Consider the following 13,335-nt stretch of genomic DNA (forward strand, 5'->3'; position numbering starts at 1 on the left):
CTAGGGGGCGTTTTGAGTGGTGTTATCCACAGAGTAAGTTACGCCTCGGCTTTTTTCGTCGCCGCTTCGATCTTACGCGTGATGTACCACTGTTGGGCAATCGACAGGCAGTTGTTCACAACCCAGTACAGCACCAGACCAGCCGGGAACCACAGGAAGAAGAAGGTGAAGATGATCGGCATCATTTTCATCACCTTGGCCTGCATCGGATCCGGAGGTGTAGGGTTCAGACGCTGCTGGATGAACATGGTTGCGCCCATGATGATCGGCAGGATGAAGAACGGATCCTTGATCGACAGGTCGGTAATCCACAGCATGAATGGCGCCTGACGCATTTCCACGCTTTCCAGCAGAACCCAGTACAGGGAAAGGAAAACCGGCATCTGCACCAGGATCGGCAAGCAGCCACCCAGTGGATTGATCTTCTCTTTCTTGTACAGCTCCATCATGGCTTGCGACATTTTCTGCCGGTCATCGCCATGTTGCTCTTTCAGTGCAGCCAGTTTCGGAGCCACGGCGCGCATGCGGGCCATCGACTTGTAGCTGGCGGCCGACAGAGGGAAGAAAATCCCTTTGATCAGCATGGTCAGGAAGATGATCGACCAGCCCCAGTTGCCGACGATGCTGTGGATATGTTGCAACAGCCAGAAGATTGGCTGGGCAATGAACCACAGAATGCCGTAGTCGACGGTCAGTTCCAGACCTGGGGACAACTCTTTCAGCACCGCCTGGCTTTTCGGACCGGCGTACAGAACAGCACTGGTTTCGACTTTCGCACCCGGTGCAGCGGTCAGCGACGGACCGGTGTAACCGATGATGTAGTTGTCTTTGCTGTCTTTACGGGTCTGGACGATGTTGTTTTCGCCCTTCGGAGCAACCCATGCCGTCACGAAGTAGTGTTGCAGCCAGGCTACCCAACCACCGGTCACGGTTTCCTTAAGCTGAGCCTTGTCCATGTCTTTCATGGACACTTTCTTGTACGGCTCGGAACTTGTCCACAGGGCGGCACCCAGGTAAGTCGCGGTACCGGTAGCAGTTGTGGACGAAGGATCGGCGCTGGCGTCGCGTTTCAGCTGGACAAACATCGAACCGGACCAAGGCTGAGCGCTCTGGTTATCGATCAGATAGGTCACGGTCACGTCATACAGGCCACGTTTCAGAGTGAAACGCTTGATGTAATTGACGCCGTCCTTGCTGAACTTCAGGTCGACGACCAGTTGATCCTGGCCGTCAGCCAGTTGATAAGTCTTCTTCTCCGAGGAGTAGATCGGACGACCGGCCGGGTTTGCATCCGGGCCGTTGGTGCCAATCAGGCCGCTCTGTGCCAGATAGGTACGTTCGCCACCGTTGTCGAATAGCTGGAATGGAACGTCCGGACGATCCTGACGGCGTGGATACAGCGGCAAGGTCAGTTGGGCAACATCACCACCTTGTGGATCGATCGCGAGATCGAGCACGTCGGTCTTGATCTGGATCAGATCCTTGCTGACGGCGACCGGCGTTTCGGCAGGTGCGCTGGTATCGCTTGCGGCGCGCGGAATATCGTCACTGGCAGCAGCATTATTGCCAGTGGCGGTGTCCGGCAAACCGGATGTAGTCGTACTGGAAGCAACATTCTGAGTCGGCAGGGCAGCCTGGCCATAGTCCTGGTTCCATTTAAGGACCATGACGTAGGACACGATTGCCAGGGCGACGATCAGGATCGTGCGTTTGATATCCATGATTACTCGGCCATCGAAGAAGAACGGGAGGTAGGGATAGGTGGAACCGGGTCATAACCACCGGGATTCCACGGATGACAGCGACCTAAACGACGAAAGGTCAGCCAGCCACCGCGCAGAAGGCCATGATTTTCGATGGCTTCATACGCGTAGCAAGAACAACTGGGGTAGAAACGACAGTGACTGGCCATCAGGGGACTAATGGCGTAGCGATAAAACTGGATCGGAACGAGTGCCAGTTTACGCATCTGGACTGTCTACCCCTACAGTTTCGGTTTTGACTGCTGGTACCGGCTTGTTGCGTGCCAGACGTTTCCAGAGTTTGCCGAAATGCTGAATCAATTCGGGGTTATCTACGTCACCCAAACCTTTGCGCGCGACGATAACGATGTCCCAACCGACCAGTGAATCCTGGTGCAGCCGAAACGATTCGCGCATAAGACGTTTGAGGCGATTGCGCTCGACGGAGAGCTTGACGCTCTTTTTCCCGATAACCAGCCCGAGACGGGGGTGATCGAGATCGTTGTTGCGCGCAAGGAGCAGGAGATTTTTCCCCGGAACCTTGCCGGTAGGGGAGTCAAAGACTGCCTTGAAATGCCGGGGTGTAAGCAGACGCTTTTCCCGACTGAAGTCCTGACTCACCTCCAGTGCCGGATTATCAAACTGCCAGACGCGCACGACCTTTGGCGCGACGACGCGACAGGACGGCACGACCGTTCTTGGTAGCCATGCGAGCACGGAAACCGTGGGTACGAGCGCGTTTGATAGTGCTTGGTTGGAAAGTACGTTTCATGTCGTGTTACCTGGTTCGTCCACAACGGGCCGGAATGGCCCCCGTTTTAAGAGACCGGGGATTCTAGAGAAAGCAAGCCTTCAGGTCAATTTCCAACCAACGTTTCCTTATAAATAGATCTTCGGAGCTGCGAGGACCCTATGACCTGTTTGCCAAAGATAAAAATAAAGAAGGGAATTATTTAAAGCTTTTCTGTAAAGCTTGTAAAAGCTAGGAACGGGGTCGTCTGTGGATAAGTGATTCAAAGCCTTGTATTCCGTCATGTACAGAGAATGACAACTACAGTGGAAAACCGTGTTCAACCTGTGCTGCACGGTCGGATAACCTGTGCGTGAAACGGGTTGTTATCCACAGGCTGGTTATCCACCGACTTTCGCCCCCAGTTGTCCAGTGTGCTCAGATAGGGTTATCCACAGAGCTTATGCACACACCGTCGGTCGCCTTTTTCTCGTTTAACGCATTGATAAATCATGTCCACCGGGCAACCTGCATGTGGATAAGTGGACGACTGGCCGCTACAATGGCCGCTTGTTTTTGCCTCACCGGCTTTCAACTTAGGGGATATCCGTGTCAGTGGAACTTTGGCAGCAGTGCGTGGAGCTTTTGCGCGAAGAGCTGCCTGCCCAACAATTCAACACCTGGATCCGTCCACTACAGGTCGAAGCCGAAGGCGACGAGTTGCGCGTCTACGCACCGAACCGTTTTGTTCTGGACTGGGTCAACGAAAAGTACCTGGGGCGCGTCCTTGAACTGCTGGATGAGCATGGCAACGGCCTGGCGCCGTCGCTTTCCTTATTAATAGGCAGCAAACGCAGTTCGGCGCCGCGTGCGGCTCCTAATGCACCGTTGGCTGCTGCACAAGTGTCCCAGGCTCAGGCCAATGCCGCGACGGCCAGCGCGCCGGCACCGGCTCCGACACCTGCACCAACCAAGCGCTCGACGCAGAAAACCGAAGAAGTCAGTGAAGAGCCGTCCCGTGACAGCTTCGATCCGATGGCCGGTGCTGCTTCGCAACAGGCCCCGGTTCGTGCCGAACAGCGCACCGTTCAGGTCGAAGGCGCGCTCAAACACACGAGCTACCTGAATCGCACCTTCACCTTTGAGAACTTCGTCGAAGGTAAATCCAACCAGCTCGCCCGTGCGGCGGCCTGGCAGGTGGCAGACAACCCGAAGCATGGCTACAACCCGCTCTTCCTTTATGGGGGCGTAGGTCTGGGTAAGACGCACTTGATGCACGCGGTGGGTAACCACCTATTGAAGAAGAACCCGAATGCCAAGGTCGTTTACCTGCATTCCGAGCGTTTCGTGGCCGACATGGTCAAGGCGCTGCAACTGAACGCGATCAACGAGTTCAAGCGTTTCTACCGTTCGGTGGACGCGCTGCTGATCGACGACATTCAGTTCTTCGCCCGCAAGGAGCGTTCCCAGGAAGAGTTTTTCCACACCTTCAACGCCCTGCTTGAAGGTGGCCAGCAGGTCATTCTCACCAGTGACCGCTACCCGAAGGAAATCGAAGGCCTTGAAGAGCGCCTCAAATCCCGCTTCGGCTGGGGCCTGACAGTTGCCGTCGAGCCGCCGGAGCTGGAAACCCGCGTCGCCATCTTGATGAAGAAGGCCGACCAGGCCAAAGTCGAGTTGCCACACGATGCGGCGTTCTTCATTGCCCAGCGCATTCGCTCCAACGTCCGTGAGCTGGAAGGCGCGCTGAAACGCGTGATCGCCCACTCGCACTTCATGGGCCGCGATATCACCATCGAGTTGATTCGCGAATCCCTGAAAGACCTGTTGGCGCTGCAGGACAAACTGGTCTCTGTGGATAACATTCAGCGCACCGTCGCCGAGTACTACAAGATCAAGATCTCCGACCTGCTGTCCAAACGCCGCTCGCGTTCGGTCGCTCGTCCGCGTCAGGTGGCCATGGCATTGTCCAAGGAACTGACCAACCACAGCCTGCCGGAAATCGGCGATGTGTTTGGCGGTCGCGACCACACGACCGTGTTGCACGCCTGCCGCAAGATCAACGAACTTAAGGAATCCGACGCGGACATCCGCGAGGACTACAAGAACCTGCTGCGTACACTGACCACTTGATGAACACCAGCGCAGCTTATTAAGGCAAGGGACTAGACCATGCATTTCACCATTCAACGCGAAGCCCTGTTGAAACCCCTGCAACTGGTCGCAGGCGTCGTCGAGCGCCGACAGACCTTGCCGGTACTGTCCAACGTGCTGCTGGTTGTCGATGGCCAGCAACTGTCGCTGACCGGTACCGACCTGGAAGTCGAGCTGGTCGGGCGCGTGCAACTTGAGGAGCCGGCTGAAACGGGTTCCATCACCGTGCCGGCGCGCAAGCTGATGGACATCTGCAAGAGCCTGCCGAACGATGCGCTGATCGACATCAAGGTCGACGAGCAGAAGCTGGTGGTGAAAGCCGGCCGTAGCCGGTTCACTCTGTCGACCCTGCCGGCCAACGACTTCCCGACGGTGGAAGAAGGCCCGGGTTCGCTGACCACTAGCCTGGAACAGAGCAAGCTGCGTCGCCTGATCGAGCGAACCAGTTTCGCCATGGCTCAACAGGACGTGCGTTACTACCTCAATGGCATGTTGCTGGAAGTCTCGACCGGTGTGATCCGCGCCGTGGCCACTGACGGTCACCGTCTGGCCATGTGCTCGATGCAGGCCGACATCGGTCAGCAGGATCGCCACCAGGTGATCGTGCCGCGCAAAGGTATTCTCGAACTGGCGCGTCTGCTCACCGAGCCGGACGGTAACGTCAGCATCGTCCTGGGTCAGCATCACATCCGCGCGACCACGGGCGAATTTACCTTCACCTCGAAACTGGTCGACGGCAAGTTCCCGGACTACGAGCGCGTTCTGCCGAAGGGCGGGGACAAACTGGTACTGGGCGATCGTCAGGCGCTGCGTGAAGCGTTCAGCCGTACCGCGATTCTGTCCAACGAGAAGTACCGCGGCATCCGTCTGCAACTGGCCAGCGGTCAGTTGAAGATCCAGGCCAACAACCCGGAGCAGGAAGAGGCGGAAGAAGAAGTAGGCGTGGAATACAACGGCGGCTCCCTTGAAATCGGCTTCAACGTCAGCTATCTGCTCGACGTGCTGGGCGTGATGACCACCGAGCAGGTTCGTCTGATCCTGTCCGACTCCAACAGCAGCGCGCTGGTGCAAGAGTCCGACAACGACGATTCGGCTTACGTTGTCATGCCGATGCGTCTGTAATCAGCTGACTCTGGATGTCGCTAAGTCGCGTCTCGGTCACCGCGGTGCGCAATCTGCACCCGGTGACCTTCTCCCCCTCCCCCCGAATCAACATTCTTTACGGCGCCAACGGCAGCGGCAAAACCAGTGTTCTGGAAGCCATTCACCTGCTGGGGCTTGCCCGTTCGTTTCGTAGCACGCGGTTGTTGCCGGTCATCCAGTATGAGCAGCTTGCCTGCACCGTATTCGGTCAGGTCGAACTCGCTGAGGGGGGGCACAGTGCATTGGGCATCTCTCGCAACCGTCAGGGCGAGTTCCAGATACGCATTGACGGTCAGAACGCTCGCAGCGCCGCGCAACTGGCGGAGATCCTGCCGCTGCAGTTGATCAACCCCGACAGCTTCCGATTGCTGGAGGGCGCGCCGAAGATTCGCCGGCAGTTCCTCGACTGGGGCGTGTTCCACGTCGAGCCGCGGTTCATGGCCACCTGGCAGCGTTTGCAGAAGGCCTTGCGCCAGAGAAACTCCTGGCTGCGGCATGGTACACTTGACGCCGTTTCGCAAGCGGTTTGGGACAGGGAACTGTGTCAGGCCAGCGCTGAAATCGATGAATACCGCCGTGCTTACATCAAAGCCTTGAAACCAGTCTTTGAACAAACCTTGAGCGAACTGGTTGAGCTCGAGGGTTTGACGCTCAGCTATTACCGAGGCTGGGACAAGGACCGGGAATTGAGTGCTGTACTCGCCGGATCCGTGCAACGGGACCAGCAGATGGGGCATACCCAGGCCGGGCCACAAAGGGCTGACTTGCGTCTTAGATTGGGCGCACACAACGCCGCGGACATCTTGTCCCGGGGTCAGCAGAAGTTGGTGGTCTGCGCCTTGCGGATTGCCCAAGGGCATCTGGTGAGCCAGGCCCGACGCGGCCAGTGTATTTATCTGGTGGATGACTTGCCGTCCGAGCTGGACGAGAGCCACCGTCGCGCGCTGTGCCGCTTGCTGGAAGACTTACGCTGCCAGGTTTTTATTACCTGTGTAGATCACGAATTATTGAGGGAAGGCTGGCAGACGGAAACGCCAGTCGCTCTGTTCCACGTGGAACAGGGCCGTATCACCCAGACCCACGACCATCGGGAGTGAAGGCATTGAGCGAAGAAAATACGTACGACTCATCGAGCATTAAAGTGCTGAAAGGCCTGGATGCCGTGCGCAAACGTCCCGGTATGTACATTGGTGACACCGATGATGGCAGCGGTCTGCACCACATGGTGTTCGAGGTGGTCGACAACTCGATCGACGAAGCCCTCGCCGGCCACTGCGACGACATCAGCATCATCATCCACCCGGATGAGTCCATCACCGTTAAAGACAACGGCCGTGGCATCCCGGTAGACGTGCACAAAGAGGAAGGCGTTTCCGCCGCCGAGGTCATCATGACCGTCCTCCACGCCGGCGGTAAGTTCGACGACAACTCCTACAAGGTATCCGGCGGTCTGCACGGTGTAGGTGTTTCGGTAGTGAACGCGCTGTCCGAAGAGCTGGTCCTGACCGTTCGCCGCAGCGGCAAGATCTGGGAACAGACCTACGTCCACGGTGTACCTCAGGCACCGATGGCGATCGTTGGCGACAGCGAAACCACCGGCACCCAGATTCACTTCAAGGCTTCCAGCGAAACCTTCAAGAACATTCACTTCAGCTGGGACATCCTGGCCAAGCGCATTCGTGAACTGTCCTTCCTCAACTCCGGTGTCGGTATCGTCCTCAAGGACGAGCGCAGCGGCAAGGAAGAACTGTTCAAGTACGAAGGCGGTCTGCGTGCGTTCGTTGAATACCTGAACACCAACAAGACTGCGGTCAACCAGGTGTTCCACTTCAACATCCAGCGTGAAGACGGCATCGGCGTGGAAATTGCCCTGCAGTGGAACGACAGCTTCAACGAGAACCTGTTGTGCTTCACCAACAACATTCCGCAGCGCGACGGCGGCACCCACCTGGTGGGCTTCCGTTCTGCACTGACGCGTAACCTGAACAACTACATCGAGCAAGAAGGTCTGGCGAAGAAACACAAAGTCGCCACCACCGGTGACGATGCCCGTGAAGGCCTGACCGCGATCATCTCGGTGAAGGTGCCGGATCCGAAGTTCAGCTCCCAGACCAAAGACAAGCTGGTGTCTTCCGAAGTGAAGACCGCGGTCGAACAGGAAATGGGCAAGTACTTCTCCGACTTCCTGCTGGAAAACCCGAACGAAGCCAAACTGGTCGTCGGCAAGATGATCGACGCTGCCCGTGCCCGTGAAGCGGCGCGCAAGGCCCGTGAGATGACCCGCCGCAAAGGCGCGCTGGACATCGCCGGCCTGCCGGGCAAGCTCGCTGACTGCCAGGAAAAAGACCCGGCACTGTCTGAACTGTACCTCGTGGAAGGTGACTCCGCGGGCGGCTCTGCCAAGCAGGGACGTAACCGCAAGACCCAGGCTATCCTGCCGCTGAAGGGCAAGATCCTCAACGTCGAGAAAGCCCGTTTCGACAAGATGATCTCGTCCCAGGAAGTGGGCACCCTGATCACCGCGCTGGGCTGCGGCATCGGGCGCGAAGAGTACAACATCGACAAGCTGCGCTATCACAACATCATCATCATGACCGATGCTGACGTCGACGGTTCGCACATCCGTACCCTGCTGCTGACCTTCTTCTTCCGTCAGTTGCCGGAGCTGATCGAGCGCGGCTACATCTACATCGCCCAGCCGCCGCTGTACAAGGTCAAGAAAGGCAAGCAAGAGCAATACATCAAAGACGACGACGCCATGGAAGAGTACATGACGCAGTCGGCCCTGGAAGATGCGAGCCTGCACCTGAACGAAGACGCCCCGGGCATTTCCGGCGAAGCGCTGGAGCGTCTGGTGAATGACTTCCGTATGGTGATGAAGACCCTCAAGCGTCTGTCGCGTCTGTATCCGCAGGAACTGACCGAGCATTTCATCTACCTGCCGGCCGTCAGCCTGGAAATGCTCGGCGACCACGCCAAGATGCAAGACTGGCTGGCCCAGTACGAAGTCCGTCTGCGCACTGTCGAGAAGTCGGGTCTGGTCTACAAGGCCAGCCTGCGTGAAGACCGCGAACGTGGCGTGTGGCTGCCAGAGGTCGAGCTGATCTCCCACGGCCTGTCGAACTACGTCACCTTCAACCGCGACTTCTTCGGCAGCAACGACTACAAGACTGTCGTCACTCTCGGCGCTCAATTGAGCACCCTGCTCGACGAAGGCGCGTACATCCAGCGTGGCGAGCGCAAGAAAGCGGTCACCGAGTTCAAGGAAGCCCTGGACTGGCTGATGGCCGAAAGCACCAAGCGCCACACCATCCAGCGATACAAAGGTCTGGGCGAAATGAACCCGGATCAGCTGTGGGAAACCACCATGGACCCAAGCGTGCGCCGCATGCTGAAAGTCACCATCGAAGACGCCATTGGCGCAGACCAGATCTTCAACACCCTGATGGGTGATGCGGTCGAACCTCGCCGTGACTTCATCGAGAGCAATGCTCTGGCGGTGTCCAACCTGGACTTCTGATCCCGGTCAGCGCCAATAAAAAGGCCAACGCACAAGCGTTGGCCTTTTTTATTGCCTGCGATTCACTCCCCCGCCGCCACACACTCCAACCGATACCCATACCCGTAAATCGTCAGCAACTGCCAACCCCGATCCGCCGTCAGTCCAAGCTTGTTGCGCAGGCGATAGATATGGGTGTCCAGCGGTCGCGATGTGGACATCTCCTCGTGGGGCCAGAATCGTTCGTACAGGTAATCCCGTGACAGCGGTCGGCCGAGGTTGCTGAACAGGCAATGGGCGAGACGATACTCGCGCTCGGTCATGACGATTGGTTTACCGTCGCGGGTGACGGTCAGTTCGGCGTCGTCGAACACCAGATCGTTGAAACGCAGGGCGTCGGCCGGGGCGCTACGTTGCGGGCTGTGCCGACGCAATACTGCCGCAACGCGGGCCTTCAGTTCATTGGGCCGAAACGGCTTGCTGACGTAATCGTCGGCTCCCGCGTTCAACGCCTGGACGATATCGCTCTCGCCATCGCGGCTGGTCAGCATGATCGCCGCCGGCGGGGCTTCCAAGTGTTCGCGGGTCCAGCGCAACAGGGCCAGGCCGGTCAGGTCGGGCAATTGCCAGTCGAGGATCAGCAGATCGAAGGTTTCCCGGCGCAGCTGTCGCAGCAAGTCTTCACCGCTTTCGAAACTGTGCAGTGACCACGGCTGTCCTCCGGCCTCGGCCATTTGTTGCAGGGTCTGCTCGACCCGGCGCAATTCGGCGGGTTCATCGTCCAGTATCGCAACGCGCATACGCGGTGGTTCCTTGTCGCTCGGGCAATGGGTGCCGACCGGATCGGCTCACTCCATGCAGTGAAAGTAAGCGGCACGCCGTGGGGTGAGCCGCTATGATTCTTCGGGTCTACGTCCTCAGACCGGTTGCCTATGAAACCATTCAACCCGCCCTGCCCTGTTTCTCATGAATAACCACCGCCGACACGAAAGCCGCGTACCCAGCCAGGTTCAACGCTTGTTCCGGCAACTGGTGCGCGAGTGGGTGTGGATAAGTTTAGTGCTGTTGCCGCTGACTGCACTGCTTTCCTGGCGTGCGCAGATCAATTTGCATGACCCGGCACCCTTGATGGGCGCGGGGCTCTCGGTTGCCCTGGTCGCGTGTGTACTTGGGTTGCTGCTGTGGCGCCCGCGCCTGGCGCTCTGGCTGACATTGGGCGGGATGGCCGGCGTGCTGCTGACCAGTGCGGGTCTGGCGGAGATGAGGCGTTGGTGGTCGCCGACACCGGCGGTGCTGGGCATGCTGTTCGGTTATCTGATCTGGAACTGGCGACGCCTGAGTGTGGTGTTGACTTACTTCGGCTGGGAGCTGGCGCGGCTGGACAGTGAACCGAAAGTCTTCCCCGAACGACGTCGGGCGCAGTTTCCCAGCGCCGACCGTTTGCAGGGGCAAATCATGGCGCTTGAGCAAGCCATGAGCCGCACCCGTGATACCCGCCGCTTCATCGCTGATGGTCTTGAGTATCTGCCGGTCGCGACTCTGATCAGCGATCCACGGGGACAAGTCTTGTTGGGCAATCGCAAGGCCCGGAGCCTGTTCGATCACAATCTGGTGGGCGAGGATGTGCTCGATCAACTGGCGAGCCTGGGCTACCCGGAGTTATCCACAGAGTTGCGCCCGCCGCTATCCGAGCTGCCACTGCTGGAGTTTCGTGACCACAAGGAACGTAGCCTGCGCCTGGAGCGCGCCGCGTTGTTGCCAGTGGATGGCGATACGCCAATCGGTTGGTTGCTGAGCCTGACGGACCTCAGCGCCGAACGCGCCGCCGAGGAACAGCGCGGTGTCTTGCTGCGTTTTCTGTCCCATGACCTGCGTGCCCCTCATTCGGCGATTCTCGCCCTGCTCGATGTGCACCGGCACCAGGCGGGAATGGATTCGCCGCTGTTCGAACAGATTGAGCGCCAGGTACGCCGGGCCCTGGAACTCACCGACGGCTTCGTTCTGCTGGCGCGCGCCGAATCCGAGACGTATCAGTTTCAACCAAGCCTGTTCGGGATGCTGGTCATGGACGTTCTGGATCAGGCGTTGCCCATCGCTCAGCAAAAACGCATCGAGCTCGTGAGCGACATGGACGAACAATCACAGGAGCGTCTGATCCTCGCCGATCAGGGATTGTTGACCCGCGCACTGTTCAACCTGCTGGAAAATGCGATCAAGTACAGCCCTGCCGGATCCACAGTCGATCTGCGTGTCAGTTGTCACGACGACTGGCTGCGTTGTGAATTGTCCGATCAAGGCAAAGGAATCGCTGCAGAGGAACTGCCTGACCTGTTCAGTCAGTACCGACGTTTTTCCTCTGCGCAGGGTATCGATGGCGTGGGGCTGGGGTTGTCGATGGTCAAAGCCGTCGTGGATCACCATGGCGGTCAAATCGAATGCCTGAGCGTGGTCGATCAAGGCACGACTTTTCGTCTGCAACTGCCGCTGATTGCCGAAGAGCAGGTATAAAAAAACCGGCTATATCAGCCGGTTTCCTTACTTCCGAAAAAAACTTATGCACCTTTCTGGGTGTTTTATCAGCTTCTGAAATATATAAGTAAATCAGTAAGTTAATTGAAAAAATGGGGATTTTGCGAACAAACCGTACACAGGTTATCCACAAATCTCAGACAGCGATCTGATCGTTTGAAACCGGTGCCTGGGGGGCCGGAGGCAGCGAGCCCATTTCCCGTTGAGTTTTCTCGTTCCACGCTTGCACTCGATCGTTCAGATCGGCGATGGCACGCGGGCCACTGCCTTCGGCGTACATCGGCTCACCGATGACCACGGTAATCACACCCTGCTTTTTACCCCAACCGATTTTCGGCCAGAACTTGCCGGCATTGTGTGCAATCGGCAGCACCGGAAGCGCCGCATTCACCGCCAGGGCGCTGCCACTGCGCGAGAATTTGCCGATGGTGCCGTGAGGAACACGGGTGCCTTCGGGGAAGATCAGCACCCAGACATTGTCCTTGAGCAGTTCGTCACCTTTCGCCGCCACCTGCTTGAGGGCGGCTTTCGGGTTGTCGCGGTCAATCGCGATCGGCCGCAGCATGGCCATCGCCCAGCCGAAGAACGGCACGTAGAGCAATTCGCGCTTGAGCACCTGGCTCAAGGGCGAGAAATAAGCGGAGAGAAAGAATGTCTCCCAGGTGCTCTGGTGGTTCGATTGAATCACGCAGGGCCGGTCAGGCACGTTTTCGGCGCCTTTGACTTCGTAACGGATACCGAGGAACACCTTGGTCAACCATAAGGCGCAGCGGCACCAGTACACGTTGATGAAACGATAGCGCGCCTTGAACGGCAGGAAGGGCGCGATAAAAAAGCTCAGGCTGCACCACAGCAGAGCGGTGGTACCCAGCAGCAGGTAAAAGAGGAAGATTCTGATGGCCTGCAGTATCGACATGGCGACGTTTACCGTTACGGGCAATGCCCGACTGTTCAAGCGCACTCCCGATCAATCCCTGGTCAGGAACTTCAGAAGCACTCTAGTTGTGGATAAGTTCTGCGGCAATCGCCGCGAGATCGTCAAAAATCAGGGTGTCCACCGGCAAGGTCTTGGCCTGAGTCTTTTCGCCTTTCCCGGTCTTTACCAAAACGGGCTGTGAATCGACGGCTTTGGCGGCCTCCAGGTCACCAAGGCTGTCGCCGACGAACCAGACATTCGTCAGCGCGACGTTGTAATGCTGTGCGATGGTTTTCAACATCCCCGGTTTCGGCTTGCGGCAGTCGCAACCCTCATCCGGCCCATGCGGGCAATAAACGATCAGCCCGACTTCACCGCCCTGCTCCGCCACCAGTTCGCGCAGGCGCGCGTGCATGGCATCGAGGGTGGCGAGGTCGTAGTAGCCGCGAGCAATGCCCGACTGGTTGGTGGCGACTGCCACCGTCCAGCCGGCCTTGCTCAACTGCGCAATCGCTTCGATCGAGCCGGGCAGCGGAATCCACTCCTCCACCGACTTGATGTAAGCGTCGGAGTCGTGATTGATCACTCCGTCCCGATCGAGAATCAGCAGTTTCAACAGCAG

12 protein-coding genes are annotated in these 13,335 nt (G+C 58.1%); 5 read left to right on the forward strand and 7 right to left on the reverse strand.

Annotated features, from left to right (window positions below):
- Positions 1-38: 38 nt before the first annotated feature.
- From yidC to rpmH, 4 genes are read right to left on the reverse strand one after another with little or no spacing between them, the layout of a single operon-like run.
- Positions 39-1,721: a membrane protein insertase YidC gene (gene yidC, locus L6D81_RS12840; RefSeq protein WP_236179920.1), complete on the reverse strand. Its 1,683-nt coding sequence runs from the start codon at positions 1,719-1,721 to the stop codon at positions 39-41.
- Positions 1,722-1,723: 2 nt separating this feature from the next.
- Positions 1,724-1,969, reverse strand: a complete 246-nt coding sequence (gene yidD / locus L6D81_RS12845; RefSeq protein WP_010465488.1) for a membrane protein insertion efficiency factor YidD — start codon at positions 1,967-1,969, stop codon at positions 1,724-1,726.
- Positions 1,962-2,363, reverse strand: a complete 402-nt coding sequence (rnpA, locus tag L6D81_RS12850) for a ribonuclease P protein component (RefSeq protein ID WP_236180104.1) — start codon at positions 2,361-2,363, stop codon at positions 1,962-1,964. The genes yidD and rnpA overlap by 8 nt, the downstream gene beginning before the upstream one ends.
- A gap of 16 nt (positions 2,364-2,379) precedes the next feature.
- On the reverse strand, positions 2,380-2,514 hold the full coding sequence (gene rpmH, locus L6D81_RS12855) for a 50S ribosomal protein L34 (RefSeq protein WP_003213577.1): 135 nt from the start codon (positions 2,512-2,514) through the stop codon (positions 2,380-2,382).
- Between the two features lie 567 nt (positions 2,515-3,081).
- Here rpmH and dnaA point away from each other — a divergent pair.
- From dnaA to gyrB, 4 genes are read left to right on the forward strand one after another with little or no spacing between them, the layout of a single operon-like run.
- The gene (gene dnaA, locus L6D81_RS12860; protein ID WP_236179921.1) at positions 3,082-4,605 is read left to right on the forward strand and encodes a chromosomal replication initiator protein DnaA; all 1,524 of its coding nucleotides are present in this window, start codon (positions 3,082-3,084) and stop codon (positions 4,603-4,605) included.
- Positions 4,606-4,644: 39 nt separating this feature from the next.
- Positions 4,645-5,748, forward strand: coding sequence for a DNA polymerase III subunit beta (gene dnaN, locus L6D81_RS12865; RefSeq protein ID WP_011331733.1), 1,104 nt, complete (start codon positions 4,645-4,647; stop codon positions 5,746-5,748).
- 14 nt (positions 5,749-5,762) lie between these two features.
- The gene (recF, locus tag L6D81_RS12870; RefSeq protein WP_236179923.1) at positions 5,763-6,866 is read left to right on the forward strand and encodes a DNA replication/repair protein RecF; all 1,104 of its coding nucleotides are present in this window, start codon (positions 5,763-5,765) and stop codon (positions 6,864-6,866) included.
- Between the two features lie 5 nt (positions 6,867-6,871).
- Complete coding sequence (gene gyrB, locus L6D81_RS12875; RefSeq protein WP_011331734.1) at positions 6,872-9,289, forward strand: DNA topoisomerase (ATP-hydrolyzing) subunit B; 2,418 nt, start codon at positions 6,872-6,874, stop codon at positions 9,287-9,289.
- Positions 9,290-9,351: 62 nt separating this feature from the next.
- Here the strand turns inward: gyrB and L6D81_RS12880 are convergent, their stop codons facing one another.
- Positions 9,352-10,068: a response regulator transcription factor gene (locus tag L6D81_RS12880; RefSeq protein WP_236179925.1), complete on the reverse strand. Its 717-nt coding sequence runs from the start codon at positions 10,066-10,068 to the stop codon at positions 9,352-9,354.
- Positions 10,069-10,234: 166 nt separating this feature from the next.
- Between L6D81_RS12880 and L6D81_RS12885 the strand changes: the two genes are divergently transcribed.
- Positions 10,235-11,776, forward strand: coding sequence for a sensor histidine kinase (locus tag L6D81_RS12885; protein WP_236179927.1), 1,542 nt, complete (start codon positions 10,235-10,237; stop codon positions 11,774-11,776).
- Positions 11,777-11,933: 157 nt separating this feature from the next.
- On the opposite strand, the gene L6D81_RS12890 is transcribed toward L6D81_RS12885, so the two are convergent.
- Both L6D81_RS12890 and gmhB read right to left on the reverse strand, forming a co-directional pair.
- Positions 11,934-12,713 (reverse strand): lysophospholipid acyltransferase family protein, encoded by a 780-nt coding sequence (locus L6D81_RS12890; protein WP_236179929.1) that lies wholly within the window; start codon positions 12,711-12,713, stop codon positions 11,934-11,936.
- An 82-nt stretch (positions 12,714-12,795) separates the two neighbouring features.
- Complete coding sequence (gene gmhB, locus L6D81_RS12895; protein ID WP_236180106.1) at positions 12,796-13,335, reverse strand: D-glycero-beta-D-manno-heptose 1,7-bisphosphate 7-phosphatase; 540 nt, start codon at positions 13,333-13,335, stop codon at positions 12,796-12,798.

The sequence above is a fragment of the Pseudomonas sputi genome (genome assembly GCF_021603585.1).
In the GTDB taxonomy this organism is placed as follows: domain Bacteria; phylum Pseudomonadota; class Gammaproteobacteria; order Pseudomonadales; family Pseudomonadaceae; genus Aquipseudomonas; species Aquipseudomonas sputi.

Excerpts from the sequence above, each read along its gene's own strand:
- yidC (WP_236179920.1), bottom strand. The coding sequence starts at position 1,721 with ATGGATATCAAACGCACGATCCTGATCGTCGCCCTGGCAATCGTGTCC.
- yidD (WP_010465488.1), bottom strand. The coding sequence starts at position 1,969 with ATGCGTAAACTGGCACTCGTTCCGATCCAGTTTTATCGCTACGCCATT.
- rpmH (WP_003213577.1), bottom strand. The coding sequence starts at position 2,514 with ATGAAACGTACTTTCCAACCAAGCACTATCAAACGCGCTCGTACCCAC.
- dnaN (WP_011331733.1), top strand. The coding sequence starts at position 4,645 with ATGCATTTCACCATTCAACGCGAAGCCCTGTTGAAACCCCTGCAACTG.
- recF (WP_236179923.1), top strand. The coding sequence starts at position 5,763 with ATGTCGCTAAGTCGCGTCTCGGTCACCGCGGTGCGCAATCTGCACCCG.
- L6D81_RS12880 (WP_236179925.1), bottom strand. The coding sequence starts at position 10,068 with ATGCGCGTTGCGATACTGGACGATGAACCCGCCGAATTGCGCCGGGTC.
- L6D81_RS12885 (WP_236179927.1), top strand. The coding sequence starts at position 10,235 with ATGAATAACCACCGCCGACACGAAAGCCGCGTACCCAGCCAGGTTCAA.
- L6D81_RS12890 (WP_236179929.1), bottom strand. The coding sequence starts at position 12,713 with ATGTCGATACTGCAGGCCATCAGAATCTTCCTCTTTTACCTGCTGCTG.